This is a genomic window from Leifsonia xyli subsp. xyli str. CTCB07, from assembly GCF_000007665.1.
Taxonomy (GTDB): domain Bacteria; phylum Actinomycetota; class Actinomycetes; order Actinomycetales; family Microbacteriaceae; genus Leifsonia; species Leifsonia xyli_C.
In genome coordinates this window covers 1,892,327-1,905,542 of the sequence record NC_006087.1, presented here as the reverse complement: position 1 = coordinate 1,905,542, position 13,216 = coordinate 1,892,327, and the positions used below count along the sequence as shown (strand labels likewise).

Annotated in this window: 12 protein-coding genes and 2 pseudogenes; 5 read left to right on the top strand and 9 right to left on the bottom strand. The window is 68.1% G+C overall.

The window, feature by feature from the left end; all coding sequences use genetic code 11:
* Positions 1 to 33: 33 nt before the first annotated feature.
* The 6 genes and pseudogenes from pstA to LXX_RS09040 form a co-directional block, all read right to left on the bottom strand.
* Complete coding sequence (pstA, locus tag LXX_RS09065; protein ID WP_011186569.1) at positions 34 to 1,122, bottom strand: phosphate ABC transporter permease PstA; 1,089 nt, start codon at positions 1,120 to 1,122, stop codon at positions 34 to 36.
* Positions 1,122 to 2,069, bottom strand: a complete 948-nt coding sequence (gene pstC / locus LXX_RS09060; protein WP_011186568.1) for a phosphate ABC transporter permease subunit PstC — start codon at positions 2,067 to 2,069, stop codon at positions 1,122 to 1,124. Before pstC ends, pstA begins: the two co-directional genes overlap by 1 nt.
* 96 nt (positions 2,070 to 2,165) lie before the next feature.
* Positions 2,166 to 3,260 (bottom strand): phosphate ABC transporter substrate-binding protein PstS, encoded by a 1,095-nt coding sequence (gene pstS, locus LXX_RS09055; RefSeq protein ID WP_011186567.1) that lies wholly within the window; start codon positions 3,258 to 3,260, stop codon positions 2,166 to 2,168.
* A gap of 134 nt (positions 3,261 to 3,394) precedes the next feature.
* A pseudogene (locus tag LXX_RS09050) lies at positions 3,395 to 4,334 on the bottom strand (NUDIX domain-containing protein).
* Positions 4,331 to 6,524 (bottom strand): annotated as a pseudogene (locus LXX_RS09045) (RNA degradosome polyphosphate kinase). Before LXX_RS09045 ends, LXX_RS09050 begins: the two co-directional pseudogenes overlap by 4 nt.
* A 67-nt stretch (positions 6,525 to 6,591) precedes the next feature.
* Entirely contained in the window at positions 6,592 to 7,296 is a 705-nt protein-coding gene (locus tag LXX_RS09040) for a response regulator transcription factor (protein ID WP_011186566.1), read from the bottom strand.
* Between the two features lie 88 nt (positions 7,297 to 7,384).
* On the opposite strand from LXX_RS09040, the gene LXX_RS09035 reads away from it, so the two are divergent.
* The 3 genes from LXX_RS09035 (at position 7,385) to LXX_RS09020 (ending at position 9,568) form a co-directional block, all read left to right on the top strand.
* Complete coding sequence (locus tag LXX_RS09035; RefSeq protein ID WP_041767672.1) at positions 7,385 to 7,714, top strand: hypothetical protein; 330 nt, start codon at positions 7,385 to 7,387, stop codon at positions 7,712 to 7,714.
* A gap of 143 nt (positions 7,715 to 7,857) precedes the next feature.
* Entirely contained in the window at positions 7,858 to 8,454 is a 597-nt protein-coding gene (locus tag LXX_RS09025) for an FABP family protein (protein WP_011186564.1), read from the top strand.
* Position 8,455: 1 nt separating this feature from the next.
* A complete protein-coding gene (locus tag LXX_RS09020; protein WP_011186563.1) occupies positions 8,456 to 9,568 on the top strand; it encodes a YgfZ/GcvT domain-containing protein in 1,113 nt (370 codons plus the stop codon).
* 30 nt (positions 9,569 to 9,598) lie between these two features.
* On the opposite strand, the gene LXX_RS09015 is transcribed toward LXX_RS09020, so the two are convergent.
* Positions 9,599 to 10,417, bottom strand: a complete 819-nt coding sequence (locus LXX_RS09015) for a class I SAM-dependent methyltransferase (RefSeq protein WP_011186562.1) — start codon at positions 10,415 to 10,417, stop codon at positions 9,599 to 9,601.
* A 17-nt stretch (positions 10,418 to 10,434) separates the two neighbouring features.
* Here LXX_RS09015 and LXX_RS09010 point away from each other — a divergent pair, with 17 nt between their 5' ends.
* Entirely contained in the window at positions 10,435 to 11,184 is a 750-nt protein-coding gene (locus tag LXX_RS09010; protein WP_011186561.1) for a phosphoglyceromutase, read from the top strand.
* A gap of 458 nt (positions 11,185 to 11,642) precedes the next feature.
* Here the strand turns inward: LXX_RS09010 and LXX_RS14405 are convergent, their stop codons facing one another.
* Entirely contained in the window at positions 11,643 to 11,786 is a 144-nt protein-coding gene (locus tag LXX_RS14405) for a hypothetical protein (RefSeq protein ID WP_155806812.1), read from the bottom strand.
* 63 nt (positions 11,787 to 11,849) lie between these two features.
* On the opposite strand from LXX_RS14405, the gene LXX_RS09005 reads away from it, so the two are divergent.
* A complete protein-coding gene (locus LXX_RS09005; RefSeq protein WP_041767671.1) occupies positions 11,850 to 12,353 on the top strand; it encodes a hypothetical protein in 504 nt (167 codons plus the stop codon).
* A 110-nt stretch (positions 12,354 to 12,463) separates the two neighbouring features.
* On the opposite strand, the gene phoU is transcribed toward LXX_RS09005, so the two are convergent.
* A complete protein-coding gene (gene phoU, locus LXX_RS09000) occupies positions 12,464 to 13,123 on the bottom strand; it encodes a phosphate signaling complex protein PhoU (RefSeq protein WP_041767670.1) in 660 nt (219 codons plus the stop codon).
* Positions 13,124 to 13,216: the final 93 nt, after the last annotated feature.

Here is a 13,216-nt window from a genome sequence, read left to right as displayed (position 1 = left end):
CTTGCCTGGTTCTCGGGAACGCGGGGTGGGCGGTCAGCGACCGCGCTGGGGGGAGAAAGCCTTGGCGGCGACGCGACCGGCGAGGTTCAGGAGCATGACGATGAGGATCAGGGTCAGCGCTCCGGCCCAGGCCCGGTCGATCGAGTCCTGGGCGTGAAGACCGGCGGCCTGCGTGTACTGCGTGTACACGAACACCGGCAGTGTCATCATCCGGTCGTTGGACAGGTCGTAGTTCGTGCTGGTCGTGAAGCCGGCGACGATCAGCAGCGGCGCGGTCTCGCCGATGACGCGGGCGACGGCCAGCATGACGCCGGTCACGAGACCGGCGATCGACGTGGGCAGCACGACCTTCAGGACGGTCAGCCATTTCGGGACGCCGAGGGCGAGCGAGGCCTCGCGCAGTTCATTCGGGACGATCTGCAGGATCTCCTCGCTTGACCGGACGACGACCGGGATCATCAGCACGGAAAGGGCGACCGATCCGATGAAGCCGTTGCGGATGGCGGGGCCGAAGATCAGGGCGAAGAGCGCATAGGCGAAGAGGCCGGCGACGATCGAGGGGATGCCGGTCATGACATCCACGAAGAAGGTGATCCCCCGCGCCAGCGTACCCCGCCCGTACTCCACCAGGTAGATCGAGGTGAGCAGTCCGATCGGCACGGAGATGAGCGCCGCCATGAGCGTGATGAGCAGCGTGCCGACGATGGCGTGCAGCGCGCCACCGCCCGCGCCGATGACATTGCGCATCGACTCCGAGAAGAAAACGGGGTCGAAGCGTTCGAGGCCCTGCGTGATGACCGTCCAGCCCAGCGAGATCAGCGGCAGCAGCGCGACGATGAACGCGGTGGCGACGAGCGAGGTCACCAGACGGTCCTTCGTTTTGCGCGAGCCCTCGACCAGGAGCGAGGTGGTGTAGATCGCGATATCAAACAGCACGGTCCCGAAGAAGAGAGCGCCCACGATGTTGAAGTCCTTGGTCGCGCCGCTGGCAGCCAGGATGGCGAAGACCGCGCTGAAGACGGCCCAGCAGACGGCCAGTATGGTCCAGGGGGCCCACGGAGGCAGTTTACCGGCGGTGTAGGCGTTCGCGAGGGGCCGCGTTGCGGCTGTGGCGGTGGCCATCAGTTCGCTCCCGAGAAGGCCTTGCGGCGGCTGACGATGTACCGGGCGAGCACGTTGATCAGGAGCGTCACGACGAACAGCACGAGGCCGGAGGCGATGAGCGCGTTCACGCCCACGCCGGTGGCTTCGGGGAATTGCAGCGCGATGTTCGCGGCGATCGTGTTCGGGCTCTGCGCTTGCAGCACGGCGAACTTCACGACCAGCGCGGGCGAGAGCACCATCGCGATCGCCAGCGTTTCGCCGAGCGCGCGGCCGAGGCCCAGCATGATCGCGGAGACGATGCCGCTGCGGGCGAAGGGGAGGACGGCCATTTTGACCATCTCCCACTTGGTCGCCCCGAGCGCGAGCGCGGCTTCTTCGTGCAGGCTTGGCGTCTGGATGAAGATCTCGCGGCAGATCGCCGTCATGATCGGGATGACCATGACAGCGAGCACGATCGCGGCCGTCAGGATGGTCCGGCCGGTGCCGGAGACCGGCGGCGCGAAGAGGGGTATCCAGCCGAGGGTGGCGCCGAGCCACACGTAGAAGGGCTGGACGAAGGAGGCGAGTGTCGCGATGCCCCACAGACCGAAGACGACCGAGGGAACGGCGGCGAGTAGGTCGATGATGTAGCCGAGCGTCTGCTCGGCGCGGCGCGGCGCGTAGTGCGAGATGAAGAGCGCGATGCCGAGGGAGAGCGGCGTCGCGATGAGGAGCGCGATGAGCGCGGCCCAGATCGTCCCGAACACCAGCGGCCACACCCACGACCAGAAGGAGGTCGCGTTATTGGGGAGCTCGCCCGCCCCGGCGAACAGAGCCGGGATGCTCTGGAGGAGGAGGAAGAGGGCCACAGCGGCGAGCGTGGCGAGGATCAGCGACCCCGCGACGATCGTGCTCGTGGAGAAGACCCGGTCGCCGAGGCGGACCTTCGCCTTCGGCCTGGCGGCTCCTGCGATTCCGGCGGTCATGCGTGACTTTCTCTGTTCGGGCGGTGCGCTTTTCGGGTGAGGTCATGCACCGCTCGGCCCGAACCGTGAAACCGGTCAGGCCGAGCGGCTGGGGCGTTACTTGATGCTGGCGACGGCCTTGGAGACCTTGTCGGAGAGATCGCTCGCGAGCGGAGCGGAGCCGGCCTGCTTTGCGGCGGCCTTCTGGGCGTGGCCGGAGACCAAGTAGTCGATGTAGCCCTTCACCAGATCGGCCTTGGCGGAGTCCTTGTACTCCTGGCAGGCGATGACGTACGAGACGAGGACCAGCGGCCAGGCTCCCTTGGCGGTGTCCTTGCGGTCGATCTTGATGGCGAGGTCGTTGCTGCCGCGGCCAGCGGCGATCGGGGAGGCGGCGACCACAGCGGCTGCGCCATCGGCGCTGATCTTTTCGAAGCTGTCGCCGACCTTCAGCTGTGCGATGGACAGGCCGGCCGAGCCCGACTCGTCGATGTAGGTGATCGAGTTCTTGGCGTTCTTCGTGGCTTCTGCGACGCCCGAGGTGCCCTTCGCCGCGTCACCGATCTGGAACGGGAACGTCTGCGACGCGGGAGCGGTCCACACGTCGGGCGCGTTCGCTGCGAGGTAGTCGGTGAAGTTCTGCGTGGTGCCCGAGTCGTCGGAACGGTGTACGACAGTGATCGGGGCGGACGGGAGCGAGGCGTCCGCGTTCAGCCCCTTGATCTTCGCGTCGTCCCAAGTGGCGATCTTGCCCGAGAAGATGCCCGCGATGGTGGCGGCGTCGAGCTTGAGGTCCTTCACACCGTCGATGTTGTACGCGATCGCGATCGGGGAGACGTAGACTGGCAGGTCGATGGCCTTGCTGCCTGCGGCGCAACCCGCGAACGTGGAGGAGAGCTCGGTGTCGTTGAGCGCGGCGTCCGAGCCGGCGAAGTCGGTTGCGCCCGCGATGAAACTCTTGCGACCGGCGCCGGAGCCTTGCGGGTCGTAGTTGACGGTCGCCTTCGGGTTGTCCTGCTGGAAGCCGGCGATCCAGACGGTCTGGGCGGCTCCCTGGGCGGAAGAGCCGATGCCGTTGAGGGTGCCGGAGAGATTCGACGGCTTCGCCGAGGTGGCCGCCGGGCTGCTGCCTTCGTTGGCTGCGCAGGCGGTGAGGGAAAGAGCGGCCGCGGCCAGGAGGGCCACGGGAACGCCAAGGCGCTTCAGTTTCACAGTTGTCCCTTCCGGGGGATCAGTAACAACAGGACGGGGCCGGTGCAGCCCTCGTGCGACGCTATGCCCGGTGTCTGACCAGCGTCCCCCGCAGTGGTAAACGGAAGGTTAACGACGTGTGTTGTCTTGGGCGCTCAACCCACTGGTGGTGCGTAGGTCTCGATCGAGACGATGCCCGAGGCAGGGTTCGTGGCCGAGAGGTGTACGACCGAGAAACCTCCGGTGTCGAGGTCGGCTGCGTCGTTCAGGTAAGCGCCCGGCATGGTGCCGGTGGCCAGCGCGATCTCGCGTAGGATCTCGGGCAGGACCGGGCCGTGGCTGCACAGAACCGCGGTCTTGCGGGCACGGATGCGCTTGCCGACGATGGCCCGGACATCGCCGCGGCCCTCTTTGTGCGCGTCCTGGCTGATGCCGTGGTCGCGGCGCGGGACGATCCCGGTCGCGGCGGCGAGCGGGGCGACCGTCGCCACGCAGCGGACCGCGTCGCTGCTGACGATGCGCTTCGGATGCCATGCACGGAGGGTGGGGACATCCCCCGGCGGATTGCTTGACGCCGCGGTCGGTCAGGGGCCGGGTCGCGTCTGGGCCGTCCCAGCGTGTGTGGGGCTCCGCTTTGCCGTGGCGGAGCACGATCAGCGCGAACGTGGAGGTAACTCCCTGGTGGACGAGGTCTTCGAAGGCGTCGAGGATCTCGACGTCCCGCTCGTAGGTGAGGTAGCCGCGGGCCTTCTTGAGGCTGACCCACTCGATGGCCGCGATCTCGGAGTTGGGCACGAAGGTCGACCGTTCGATCGCGCGGTCGGAGACCTGGGCAGACCAGTAGCGGACGATCTTCTCGCGGCCGGAGTGCAGCGGGTACGCGGAGACGCCGAGGGGGACGCCCAGCGTGATGGCGAGACCGGTCTCCTCGAGGATCTCGCGGACCGCGGTCTGCGGCAGCGTCTCGCCCGGATCGACTTTTCCCTTCGGGATGGTGACATCGCCGTACTTCGTGCGGTGTACGACGAGGACGACGATCCTGTCGTTGACGACGCGCCAGCAGAGGGCGCCCGCCGCAGAGATGGCGGAACTCACCGCCTGGTTCCTGTGCGGGATCTGCGGGGCCGGTGATTGATCTGCTGCATGAGCTTATTCTGCAGATCGGTCAGCGGCTTGCCGGCGCTGTCGAGGTGATTCCGTGTCCAGACGCCGTCCTCCGAGAGCGCCCAGCTCGCCGTTCCGGGGTCGAAAGCCAGATCGAAGAGGCGATCGAACTCGGCGATATGGGCAGGTTCGCTCAGCCGGACCAGTGCTTCCCCCCGGCGGTCCAGGTTGCGATGCATCATGTCGGCGCTGCCGACGCACACCTGGGGGTCGCCGTTGTTGACGAACGCGAAGATCCGGGAGTGCTCCAGGTAGCGGCCGAGGATCGAGCGCACCCGGATGTTCTCCGAGAGCCCTTCGCGGCCCGGGACGAGCCCGCAGATGCCCCGCACCCACAGATCCACCGGAACGCCCGCCTGGCTCGCGTGATAGAGCGCGTCGATGATGGCCTCGTCTACGATCGAGTTCAGTTTGATCCGGATGCCGGAGGGACGCCCCGCCGCCGCGTTCGCCGCTTCCGCCTTGATGCGCTTGATGAGCCCTTTGCGCAGGTGCAGCGGCGCCACCAGCAGACGCTGGAACTTCTTCTCGATCGCGTAGCCGGAGAGTTCGTTGAACAGGCGGGTGAGGTCTTTGCCCACCTGGTCGTCGGCGGTGAGCAGGCCGAGATCCTCGTAGATGCGCGAGGTCTTCGGGTTGTAGTTGCCGGTGCCGATGTGGCTGTAGTGCTTGAGAGTGCCCTCCTCCTCGCGGATGACCAGCGCGAGCTTGCAGTGCGTCTTCAGCCCGACCAATCCGTAGACGACGTGGACGCCGGCCTTTTCGAGCTTGCGCGCCCAGGAGATGTTGTTCTGCTCGTCGAAGCGAGCCTTGATCTCCACCAGCGCCAGCACCTGCTTGCCGGCCTCGGCCGCGTCGATGAGCGCCTCGACGACGGGGCTGTCGCCCGAGGTGCGGTAGAGCGTCTGCTTGATGGCGAGCACATGCGGTTCGGCGGCGGCCTGCTCCAGGAACGACTGGACGCTCGTCGCGAACGACTCGTACGGGTGGTGCAGCAGGATCTCCTGGCGCGACACCGCGGAGAAGACATCCGGTTTGGCGTTCGGCTCGCTCGGCATGAGCTGGGCGGCGGTGGCCGGCACATGGTTGGGGTAGTGCAGATCCGGCAGGTCGATGCGGGAGAGGTCGAACAGGCCGCCCAGGTCGAGCGGAGCGGGAAGGCAATAGACCTCCTGTTCGGTCACGTCCAGTTCGCGGATGAGCAGACCGAGCGTGACCTCGTCCATATCGTCGGTGACCTCGAGGCGGATGGGCGGGTCGAACCGGCGTCTCAGCAGCTCGCGCTCGAGAGCCTGGATGAGGTTCTCGGTCTCGTCCTCGTCCACCTCGACGTCTTCGTTGCGGGTGACCCGGAAGACGTGGTGGTCGAGCACCTCCATGCCGGGGAAGAGATCGCCCAGGTGGTTGGCGATGAGGTCTTCGAGTGGGATGAACCGCACCTCGCCGAGCGTCTGGCGCTGGTCGATGCGAACGAGGCACCTTGAGGCGGGCGAACTGCTCCTTGCCGGTGCGCGAGTTGCGCACCCGGACCGAGAGGTTGAGCGAGAGGCCGGAGATGTAGGGGAAGGGGTGGGCGGGATCGACGGCCAGCGGCATCAGCACCGGGAAGATCTGCTGCGAGAACACCTCGCGCATCTGCACCCGGTCCGCTTCGTCCAGTTCGTCCCAGCCGACGACCGAGATCCCCGCCTCGACCAGTTTCGGGAGCACGAGCTCCAGATACGCGCGGGCGTGCCGGGTTTGCAGTTCGTGCGCCTTCTCGGAGATGTCGGACAGCACATCCTGCGGCGCCCGGCCCACGTTGGTGGGAACCGCCAGCCCCGTCGCGATGCGCCGCTTGAGGCCGGCGACGCGCACCATGAAGAACTCGTCGAGGTTGCTCGCGAAGATCGCGAGGAAGTTCACGCGTTCCAGCACCGGGACCAAGGGGTCTTCTGCGAGCTCGAGCACGCGCTGGTTGAACGCGAGCCAGCTCAGCTCGCGGTCGAGGTAGCGGTTCTCGGGCAGCGTCGAGTCCGGTTCGTACAGGAAGGGCGCGAAATCGTCGTCGAAATCGCCGTCCAGGCTTCCGCCGAACCCCGTTTCGAGAAGGCCGTCTTCCAGAGTGCGTTCGCCGTCCATGCCCCCCATCATGTCACTGAGCGCAGGCGCCCGTCACGGTGCCGTGCGAACGGTGGACAACCCCCGTTCACGGCGGGGATGTGGAGGGAAGCCGGTCGTTGTCGTTGTTGTCGTCGTCGTCGTACACAGTGAACCGATAGCCCACATTGCGCACCGTACCGATCAGCGATTCCAGATCGCCGAGCTTTGCGCGGAGGCGCCGCACATGCACATCCACCGTGCGGGTGCCGCCGAAGTAGTCGTAGCCCCACACCTCGCTGAGGAGCTGCTCACGTGTGAAGACACGCGAGGGATGCGTCGCGAAGAAACGGAGAAGCTCGAACTCCTTGAAGGTCAGGTCGAGCTGGCGACCGTGCGCCTTCGCCGCGTAGCTGGCCTCGTCGATGGTGATCCCGGAGGCCTGGATCTTGGTCTGGGAGCGCTCCTGGGTCTGACGTCCGATCGCGAGCCGGATGCGCGCGTCCACCTCGGCGGGGCCGGCGCTGTCCAGGACGACATCGCTCGCCCTCCAGTCCGCGCTGACGGCGGTGAGCCCGCCCTCCGTGAGGACGAGCAGCAGCGGGACCGAGATGTCGGTCGTGGTGAGGATTTTGCACAGCGATTTGGCGCTCGCGAGGTCGCGGCGCGCGTCCACGAAGATGAGGTCGCAGTTGGGGGCGTTGACGAGCGAGGCCGGTTCGGCGGGGATCTGCCGGGTGCGGTGGCTGAGGAGCGCGAGCGACGGGAGCACCTCGGCGCCGGGCGCTGAGGTGAGAATCAACAGCTGCGCCACCCGTACCTCCTCGCCCCTTTTGTGTGCGGCCATGCTACCCGAAAGGATCGCGCGAGCCATGAGACGCCGAACCGGGCAGAATGGGGGGATGAGCGACACGCCTCCCGGCCCGCCGGGACCTCCCGCCGCGGACGGCCCGCCGCCGCTCTCCCGGTTCGCCGTCGTGCTCAGCGTTGGGGCCGTGTGGGCGGTCGCGCTCGTGTTCGGACTCCTGATCGCCGCGCTCTCCGAGCCCGAAGACCATGCCTCCTGGCTCTCGCTCGCGCTCGGCGTGTGCGTCCTCGTCTCGTTCGGCGCGCAGCTCGCGACGCAGCAGAAGGATGGCTTCGTGAACCGGCTGGCGGCCACGCTCACCGGTAGCTTCGTCGTCCTGTGCGCCACCGGCGCGATTCTCGGGCTCACGACGCTCGGCCACTGAGTAGACTGGGCGCATGCTCGTCGCTCTCGAACTGTTCTTCATCGGCCTGCTGGGCCTCGCCAGCCTCGCCATCCTGGGCGTCTCCGGCGTCGTGGTCTACAACCTCTTCCGCGGACAGCGCTGATCGCGGGCCATCGCTGAGCATGATCGAGATCCCCACCGACCTCCCGGCCGAACTCGTTCCGCTCTCCTGGCTCATCGGCGTGTGGGAGGGCACCGGCGTGCTCGACTACGCGATCGGCGACGACCACACCGAGCGCGAGTTCGGGCAGCGCATCGGCTTCAGCCACGACGGCCAGAACTACCTCGCCTACTCCTCGACCGCGTGGCTGCTGGATTCCGACCGCACCCCGCTGGCGGCGGAGTCCGGGTATTGGCGGCTCAGCCGCACGCTCATCGAGGGGGACGCCGGCCCGGGGATGCTGCCGGGCGTCGGCCCGCGCCCGTTCGGGACGGCGCAGTCGGTGGAGGCGTTGCGCGCTTCGCACGGCGGCTTCGACATCGATGTCTCGATCGTCCACCCGAACGGAGTCAGCGAGCTCTACATCGGCCGCGTGAACGGTCCGCGGATCGATCTGGCGACCGATGCCGTCGTGCGCACGGCGGGCGCCAAGGAGTACACCGCCGCCACCCGCCTGTACGGGCTCGTCGAGAACCACCTGCTCTGGGCGTGGGACATCGCCGCGCTCGGCCAGGAGCTGCGCACGCACGCTTCGGCCCGTCTCGCCAAGGCCGAATGACATGACCGGCTCGCCCTTCCTGACCCTGCCCGGCGCGGTGGACGTCGACGGGTCCGGTGTCCCCGCACACTACGGGAGCCCGCTCGCCGAGCAGCGCTCCCTGGCCTGCTCCGACGCGATCGTGGACCTCTCCGACCGCTCGGTGCTGAGCATTGCCGGTCCCGATCGGCTGAGCTGGCTCCACACGCTCACAAGTCAGTCGCTGACCGGGCTGCGGCCGGGGGAGTCATCGGAGACGCTGCTGCTGGACGCGACCGGCCGCCTCGTGTACGCCGTCCGGCTCATCGAGGACGGCGAGACGCTGTGGCTGCTGGTCGACCGGCCGGAGGCGGAGGGGCTGCTCGGCTGGCTCGACTCGATGCGGTTCCTGCTGCGGGTCGAGGTCGCGGATCGGACCGCCGCTTTCGCGACGATCGGCACGCTCGGCGAGCCCCCGCTGCCGGTCGCCGCGCCGAACGGGGCGCCGCTGGTGTGGCACGATCCGTGGCACGCCGTGACGCCCGGCGGACACCAGTACGCGCGGGGCGATCATCCCGGCGTGGGCTGGAGCTGGAGCGAGCGGCTCGTGCCGCGGGATGCGCTGGCGTCGATCGCCTCCCGGGCCGGGTCGGGCGAGCTGACCGTAGCGGGGACGCTCGCCGCCGATGCGCTGCGGATCGCGGCCTGGCGTCCGCGGTTCGCGACCGAGGCGGACGAGCGCACCATTCCGCACGAGCTGGACTGGCTGCGGACGGCGGTCCATCTGAGCAAAGGCTGCTATCGCGGTCAGGAGACGGTCGCCAAAGTCCACAACCTCGGGCACCCGCCGCGACGCCTCGTGATGCTGCACCTGGACGGCTCGGAGGGAGTGCATCCCGCTCGGGGCGCCGAGGTGAGCCTCGACGGCAAACCGGTCGGGACGGTCACCTTGTCCGCTCTGCACTACGAGCTCGGGCCGATCGCGCTCGCGGTGGTGAAGCGCGCCACGCCTGCGGCGGCGACGCTGACGGTGGACGCGTTGGGCACTCCGGTGCCGGCGGCCCAGGAGGTCATCGTGCCGCCGGAGGCGGGCGCGGCGTCGCAGGTGCCGCACCTGCCGCGGCTCGGAGCGGTGACGCGCAGATCGCGCGGCTGAGCCGCCCCCTCTTTCGGGAGCGGGCGAGTCTCACCCCGGCCGCACCGCATCCCACGCCACGGTCAGCTCCCCGAGCCGCCAGCGCGCGCGTCCGCCGCGGACCGGCCAGCCGGAATCCCGCATCCCCTGCGCCACGGCGATCCAGCGCTGGGTGGGTCCGTACGCGGCGAGCGGGGAGTGGACGCGCCACAGCCGGTCGAGCTCACCCAGGAAGGCGTACACGCGCTCACCCGGGACGTTGCGATGGATGAGCGCCTTCGGCAGGCGCTCGGCGGCGACGCCCGGGGAGTCGAGGTCCGCCAGCCGCAGCGAGACGGTCAGGGAGAGCGGGCCGGCCGGGTCGAGCGCGACCCAGCTGGCGACGCGGCCGACCTCATCGCAGGTGCCCTCGACGAGGAGGCCGCCGGGCTGGAGGCGGGCGAGCATCCGGGACCATGCTCCGGCGACTTCCGATTCGCCGTACTGGCGCAGGACGTTGAACGCGCGGATCACGGCGGCGCTGTGGCCCTCCGGCAGCGGGACCTCGAAACCGCCGAGGGCGAACCGGATGCGGGCGTCGGTGTCGAAGCCGGTGCGGCCCGCGCGCACCTCGGCGAGCTGCGCGTCCGCCGTCCGGACCCGGATCGGCTCGATTTCGAGGCCGACGACCCCCACCTCGGAACGGACCTTGGCCAGGCGCTGGTGCAGCTCCAGCGCGGTGACGCCGCTCGCGCCGTAGCCGAGGTCCACCACGAGCGGGTCGCGGGCGCGCAGCAGGGCGGGCTGCGCGGCGATCCACCGGTCCACCCGGCGCAGCCGGTTCGTGTTGGTGGTGCCGCGCGTGACTGTGCCGATCGCGCCCGAAGCCATGTGACAAGATTATTCGCATGTCCGCTTCTCACGCTTTGATCCTTCTGCGCCACGGCAACAGCGAGTGGAACCGGCAGAATCTGTTCACCGGCTGGGTGGACGTCCGGCTCAGCGAGCAGGGTGTCGCTGAAGCCAAGCGGGCCGGCGAGCTGCTGGCCGAGTCGGGTCTTGTGCCCGACATCCTGTACACCTCCCTCCTGACCCGCGCTATTCAGACGGCGAACCATGCGCTCGATGCCGCCGACCGGCTCTGGATTCCCGTCGTGCGCTCCTGGCGGCTCAACGAGCGCCACTACGGCGCTTTGCAGGGTCTCGACAAGGCCGAGACGCTTGAGAAGTATGGTCCCGAGCAGTTCCAGCTCTGGCGTCGTTCCTTCGATGTGCCGCCGCCCCCGCTGGCCGACGACAGCGAGTGGTCGCAGGCGGACGACCCGCGCTACGCGGACCTCGGCGCGGACCTGCCCCGCACCGAGTGCCTCAAAGACGTCATCGCCCGGATGCTGCCTTTCTGGGAGTCGGACATCACCACGAGCCTCAGTGCGGGGAAGACCGTGCTCGTCACCGCCCACGGCAACTCGCTCCGCGCCCTGGTGAAGCATCTCGACGGCATCTCCGACGACGACATCGCGGAGCTCAACATCCCGACCGGCGTCCCGCTCGTCTACAAGCTCGACGACTCGTTCAAGCCCGTTGAGCCCGCCGCCTACCTCGACCCCGAGGCCGCCGCCGTCGGCGCCGCTGCCGTCGCCGCCCAGGGCAAGAAGTAGCTCCCGCCGTAGCCGCCGAGCTAGGCGGGGCGGGTCAGGAGGAGAAGTAACAGCGGCCCAGCCGTCATACGTCGTCTTCGCGTTCCTGAAGGACGCGGAGACGACGTGTTTTCAGCTGTATCAGGAAGCGGAATCGACCAGGAGAGCACTGAGGCCGGGCATCGGAAAACGCATCCGGAATGCCCCTCACTCAAAGCGGGCCAGGTCTCCTGCTCGTCGTGAATCTGCCTCAATTGATGATCAATAATTTGACTCGAAGCTCGATTCGACGAACCTCGCGCCCGGCGTCGCGCGGTCAGGCTTCGGCGTCATCGTCTCGCTCCCGAGCGGTTTCGAGTGGGAAGACGGCGGCGTCGGCACCCGAGACCTCACCATCGATGCGGCGGGGCAGATCCGGATCACCGGTGTGCGGGCTCCGCTCAAGAACCTCACCGCCGCCACGATCACCGAGACATCCCTCACGGGCGGGCGCCAGCGTCCTCGACGATCAGCGTCGCCGTGGCCACCGCGACGGTCATCTTCTCCCGCGGGATGTCCGTGGGTGGAGTCCTCGCTTCCGACAGCACGCCGTTGGCCAGCTTCGACGGGCCCGTGCTCGACATCAAATCGGCACAGAACAGTGCGTCGACGGCAGCCTCCCCGACCGCCGACGCCGGCTTCGCTCGATGAACGGCGTCGAGCTCGCGACCGGTGTCAGCGCGTTCGTGCCGAGCGTGCAGTACGGCGGACCGCGCAGGGTCTACTGGGCGGTGGGAGCAGCCGTATCGGAGAACTCCATCGGCGCTCTCAAGACCGATCAGAACCGTCTCTACGCCGTCCCGACGACTGTGGCCTCGCCGAGGTTCGTCGACGAGGACGTGGTCGCATTCGCCACTATGGTCGAGTACGATGGTTCTCGGATTCTCTTCTACTCGAAGAAGGACGCCACCCTGTGGCGCTGCGACACGGACACGATGAAGACCACGCAGATCAGGAACAATGCCGGACTGGTCACCACCATCCGTGCGGCATCCAATGGCTCGTCGGTGGTCGCCTTCCGCTCCGAGACAGGCCGGCTCTTCAACAGCGCCGGTGCTGTGGTGGCCGAGAACGTCCCCGCCTTCGACACCGACGTGGATGCCTCCTCCAACCGGAAGGTGTTCTACGCGCAGTACAGCGAGCTCTGCTGAGCGAGAAAGAACGGCCCGAGCGCGCGCCACAATGATGAAACCCCGGCACAGAGGCGATCTGTGCCGGGGTTTCCGTGTCGTCGGCGTGTGGTGCCCGTGGACGGCGCCGACTAGGAGGAGGCGAGTTCGGGGGCCCAGTAGCCGGTGGCGAGGTACTGGACCTTTTTGGCGATGGAGACGGCGTGGTCGGCGAAGCGCTCGTGGTAGCGGCTTGCGAGAGTGGCGTCGACGGTGTCGACGGCCTGACCCTTCCAGGTCTCGCCGAGCACCTTCTCGAAGACGCTGGCGTGCAGTTCGTCGATATCGTCGTCGTCGTTGCGGATCTCATCCGCCAGGCGGATATCCTGGGTGCGCAGCAACTCCGCGAGCTTCTCCGCGATGGCAACATCGAGGCGGCCCATCTCCGCGAAGGTGCCGCGGAGGGACTTCGGGACCGCTTTGTCCGGGAAGCGGTAGCGGGCGAGCTGGGCGATGTGCTCGGCCATGTCGCCCATCCGCTCCAGCGAGGCGGAGATGCGCAGCGCGCTCACGACGATGCGGAGGTCCCGGGCGACCGGCTGCTGGCGGGCGAGGATCTGAATGGAGAGCTCGTCCAGGATCACCGTCAATTCGTCGATCTTGTGGTCGTTGGCGATGACCTCCTCGGCGAGCGAGACGTCGGACTCGGCGAAAGCCTCCGTGGCGTAGCGGATCGAACGGACGACCAGCTCGGCGATCTCGACCAGCCTGTCCTGGACGTCGGCCAGCTCTTGCTGGAAAACTTCGCGCATGGCGTGTGGTCCTTTCCTGGGCGTGCGCACGCACGCGGAATGCGTGGCCTTGCCGACCCTGCTTCGCATGGTGGTCGCGCCAGGTTAACGGTT

Excerpts from the sequence above, each read along its gene's own strand:
- pstA (WP_011186569.1), bottom strand. The coding sequence starts at position 1,122 with ATGGCCACCGCCACAGCCGCAACGCGGCCCCTCGCGAACGCCTACACC.
- pstC (WP_011186568.1), bottom strand. The coding sequence starts at position 2,069 with ATGACCGCCGGAATCGCAGGAGCCGCCAGGCCGAAGGCGAAGGTCCGC.
- LXX_RS09035 (WP_041767672.1), top strand. The coding sequence starts at position 7,385 with ATGAGCGACACGCCTCCCGGCCCGCCGGGACCTCCCGCCGCGGACGGC.
- LXX_RS09025 (WP_011186564.1), top strand. The coding sequence starts at position 7,858 with ATGATCGAGATCCCCACCGACCTCCCGGCCGAACTCGTTCCGCTCTCC.
- LXX_RS09020 (WP_011186563.1), top strand. The coding sequence starts at position 8,456 with ATGACCGGCTCGCCCTTCCTGACCCTGCCCGGCGCGGTGGACGTCGAC.
- LXX_RS09015 (WP_011186562.1), bottom strand. The coding sequence starts at position 10,417 with ATGGCTTCGGGCGCGATCGGCACAGTCACGCGCGGCACCACCAACACG.
- LXX_RS09010 (WP_011186561.1), top strand. The coding sequence starts at position 10,435 with ATGTCCGCTTCTCACGCTTTGATCCTTCTGCGCCACGGCAACAGCGAG.
- LXX_RS14405 (WP_155806812.1), bottom strand. The coding sequence starts at position 11,786 with ATGTCGAGCACGGGCCCGTCGAAGCTGGCCAACGGCGTGCTGTCGGAA.
- LXX_RS09005 (WP_041767671.1), top strand. The coding sequence starts at position 11,850 with ATGAACGGCGTCGAGCTCGCGACCGGTGTCAGCGCGTTCGTGCCGAGC.
- phoU (WP_041767670.1), bottom strand. The coding sequence starts at position 13,123 with ATGCGCGAAGTTTTCCAGCAAGAGCTGGCCGACGTCCAGGACAGGCTG.